3 protein-coding genes are annotated in these 3580 nt (G+C 73.0%); 1 reads left to right on the forward strand and 2 read right to left on the reverse strand.

The annotated features are described in order from the left end of the window. Positions 1-327: 327 nt before the first annotated feature. Entirely contained in the window at positions 328-1128 is an 801-nt protein-coding gene (locus D7V93_RS40190; protein ID WP_167509548.1) for a YfiM family lipoprotein, read from the reverse strand. A 227-nt stretch (positions 1129-1355) separates the two neighbouring features. On the opposite strand from D7V93_RS40190, the gene D7V93_RS40195 reads away from it, so the two are divergent. Further along, positions 1356-2363: an acyltransferase family protein gene (locus tag D7V93_RS40195; protein ID WP_244237798.1), complete on the forward strand. Its 1008-nt coding sequence runs from the start codon at positions 1356-1358 to the stop codon at positions 2361-2363. 3 nt (positions 2364-2366) lie between these two features. Here the strand turns inward: D7V93_RS40195 and D7V93_RS40200 are convergent, their stop codons facing one another. Further along, positions 2367-3551, reverse strand: a complete 1185-nt coding sequence (locus tag D7V93_RS40200) for a tRNA-uridine aminocarboxypropyltransferase (protein WP_120648314.1) — start codon at positions 3549-3551, stop codon at positions 2367-2369. Positions 3552-3580 lie beyond the last annotated feature (29 nt).

Raw genomic sequence — 3580 nt, forward strand, 5'->3', positions numbered from 1 at the left:
CTTCACCACTGCCACGGGGGGCGCGGGCGGGGCCTCGGCAGGGGTGCCGGAGGCGCGTTCACAACCGGCGAGCGCACCCAGGCCCAGGGCCGACAGGGTGAACCAGGGGAGCAGTCGATTTCGCAGCACGTGGGGGACCTTCCGCGAGCGACACAGCGCGGTCGCAAGCTAACAGCGCCCGGCGGCCCCTGTTCCGAGGCAAGAAGTCGCACCCCGCATCTGGGCTACCGGTGCCCATCAGTCCGGCGCCTGCCCGGGCAGCGACCCGGCGGGCGGGGCGCACGGTCCCTGCGGAACAAGGGGCACGTCGCTACCCCTTCTCTTCCATCACGGTTCCGGCCGCGCGCCGTGAACCCGGACCGGAGCATCCGACTGGAAGCGGAAGCGCGGGCTGGCAGCGAAGGGCACGGAGGACGACGGATGCAGGACGACGCGGGCGGCAAGGGGCGTGAGGTGGACGTGATGGTCTGCCGCAAATGCCTGTCGAAGTGCGCCCGGGGCGGAGGGCAGGACCTGCCGCGCTGGCTCCAGGGCGAGCTGAATGACCGGGGCCTCGCCGAGCAGGTGCGCGTCACGCCCACTGGATGCATGAACCAGTGCCCGCGCCGCCAGGTCACCGTGCTCGTCTCCGACAGCGACGACCCCGAGGGCCGCCTGCTGCTCGTGGAGCCGCGCCTGCAACGCGACCTGCTGCTGAAGTTCGTGGAGCGCCGCGCCCGTCCTGACGCTGCCGCGGCCCTGCCCGCTCCCGTTCCCGGCGACGACGGTGACGCTTCGGGGCGGGGGCAGCAGCACCTGGGTGACGAGGCGGTCCACGAGGAACGCGGCCAGTAGCCCGGTGGCCGTGCCGGCGGCGTCCCACGCCAGGTCCTTCATGGAGAAGACGCTGCCGCGTGCGTGGTCGTACACCTCCTTGCCAATCCCCGCGCCCAGCCCCAGGCCCACGCCGGTGAGGGCCCGCGCGCCGGGGGAGTCGAAGAGGAGCGCACCCGCGCCGTAGCCCACGCCGGTGGCGGACAGACAGGCGGCGTAGTGCTTGGGTTTGTCGGATCCGCCCCAGTCATCCGCGACGGCGGAGGCCGGGACGAGGAGCACGAGGGCGGCGGCGAGGGCGGTGCGCGGGACCATGTGCATCCATCCTGTAGCATCCTCCGGCGGACGCGGGACCTTGCCTGTGAGTGAAATCCGGGGCTCCTTCCACGCCTGCCAACCCCCACGGTTGGTGCGTTTTGGAGACGAGGCCCGAAGGTGGGCTTATGCTCGCGAGCGCTTTGAACGGACTCGGCCCTTCGCTCAGCTTCCGGCAAACCCGTCACCCCGCGCTCGATGGTGCGCGGGGTCTGGCTGTTGTCGCCATGGTGATGGGGCACACGCTGGACGCGCTGCTGGCTCCCGCGCTCCGCGACCACCCGTGGGTCCAGCGCTACTGGGAGCTGCGGGGCATCACCGCGCCGCTGTTCCTGCTCGTGAGCGGCTGGGCGGTGGTGATGGCGTTGGGCACGAAGCCCGGCGCCGCGAAGGACTCCTTCGGTCGTCGGTTCCGCCGGGCGCTCCTGCTGTTGTTCCTGGGATACCTGCTGCACTGGCCGGGCTGGGGCGCGGTGCGCGACCTGGGCTACTCCGACGCCATGTTGGCCAAGGTCTTCCAGTTCGACGCGCTCCAGTGCATTGGCGCGTCGCTCCTCCTGGGGGCGTTCGCGCTGGTGCTGACGCCGAACCAGGGCGCGCGGGCGCTGCTGCTGGGAGGGCTCGCGGTGGGCATCCCGCTGGCGAGCGCCGTGCTGTGGAAGGCGGGCGCGCACCTGCCGGTGCCGGTGCAGCAGTTCATCGGCAATGGCGAGGGCAGCCGCTTCCCGTTCTTCCCCTGGGCGGGCTTCTTCTTCGCGGGCGCCTTCGCCGCGCACGCGCTGCACGTGTTGAAGCCGGGCTGGCCGCAGGGGCTCGCGCTCCTCGCGCTGGGTGGGGGGCTCTTGGCGCTCACCCGCTGGCTGCCCATCGAGTGGACGCCCACCAGCCCTACGATGGTGATGTTCCGCGTGGCGCAGGGCCTGCTGGTGCTGGGCGGAGTGAACCTGCTGCCGCAGCGGCTGAGCGGGCTGCTGGCGCCGCTGGGTCGACTGTCGCTGTGGCTCTACGTGCTGCACCTGCCCGTCGTGTACGGCTGGGCGGACATCGCGGGCCTCGCGCAGCGCATCGGGCCCCGGCTGGGCATCGCGGCGGCGCTGGGCGTGTCCGTGGCGCTGCTGGTGAGCTGCTACCTCATCGCCCGGTTCGGGCGCTGGGTGCGCGAGCAGGCCCAGCCCTGGCGCTCCGGTTCGACGACGCTGGGCGCTCGCGTCGGCACCGCGCGCCTGGGCCAGTAGCGCTCAGCCCTCGGAGCCGGTGCGCGGCAGGCGCGCGGGAGGCGCGGTCGCACGGCCCCGGGCCACCAGCTCCTGCACGACGGACTCCAACGCGGCGATGCGGCGACCCGCGCGGCCCCGGGCCCACGGCGCCACGGTCGGCGCGCCGAGCAGCTCCACCGCCTGCTCCACGCCCCCCGCCTTGCCCTTGAGCGCCCGCGCCGTGGCGAGCCGCACGTTGCGCGCCGCCTTGCGCGACAGGCCGCCATTCCACAGCAGGTCCAGGGCGAAGGTCGTCCACACCGTCAGCTCGTCCCCCGGACGCAGGAACGCCTCGAAGCGGGCCAGCGCCTCCGCGCGGGACTCTCCTGCGCGCAGCGCGTCCTCCGACAATTCGACATGCAGCGGCGTGCTGTGCGCGAGCGGCTGCTCCGGAGCGATGACCGCCTCGAAGCGCTCCCCCGTGGTGAGCCGGCGCGCGACCAGGTGCACCAGCTCCGGCGGGATGTCCTCTTCCAGCGGGTGCGCGTTGGCCTCCGCGTAGAAGAGCACCAACTGGTCCGCGGCCTCCGCCAGCGAGCGCAGCTCCAGCGGCGGCCGCCACTCGCCCTTGTAGATGCGCCGCCGGCCGGGCCCCGCGCGCGTCTCCTGCCGCTCCAGCTGCGTGTCCACCATGAACTCGAACGCGCCCAGCATGCGGTCGAAGTGCTCCGGACGCCCTTCGAGCTGCCCGAGGATTTCCGCCACCGCCTCGATGGTGGAGACGCAGTGGTCCGCGGGCTCCGCGCGGATGCGGTAGTTGCTCGGGCGGCGCGGCACGAAGCCGATGCGCGGCAGGCCCGCGAGCACCGGGTTGCGCATCACCACCTTCTTCGCCTGCGGCCACGTGCCGTCCACGACGATGAGGGTCTCCGGCGGGTTCGCCCGCGCATCCTCGACGGAGATGGCGTCCTCACCGGGGAAGAGCACCGCGACGCGCTCGGGGTTGCGGGCCAGCTCCTCCAGGCGCGCGTGGCCGGTGAAGTCCACGCCCCGGTGCAGCTCCGAGTTGGGCAGCGACAGGTGGGCCATGCGCGCCGTGCCGATGGCCACGCGCCGCTCCCGGGGGTGCTGGAGGAACACCACGCGCGTGCGCGTCTCCAGTTGGGGAACGTGCGCGCAGTAGCACGCGCTCTCGGGACGCAGACACCGGACACAGAAGGAACGCACGCGGGCCCTTTATCACGACCCCGCCCTCC

This window comes from Corallococcus llansteffanensis, assembly GCF_003612055.1.
GTDB lineage: Bacteria > Myxococcota > Myxococcia > Myxococcales > Myxococcaceae > Corallococcus > Corallococcus llansteffanensis.

Bases quoted from the DNA above. Each gene is read 5' to 3' on its own strand.
- D7V93_RS40195 (WP_244237798.1), top strand. From the start codon at position 1,356: ATGGTGATGGGGCACACGCTGGACGCGCTGCTGGCTCCCGCGCTCCGC.
- D7V93_RS40190 (WP_167509548.1), bottom strand. From the start codon at position 1,128: ATGGTCCCGCGCACCGCCCTCGCCGCCGCCCTCGTGCTCCTCGTCCCG.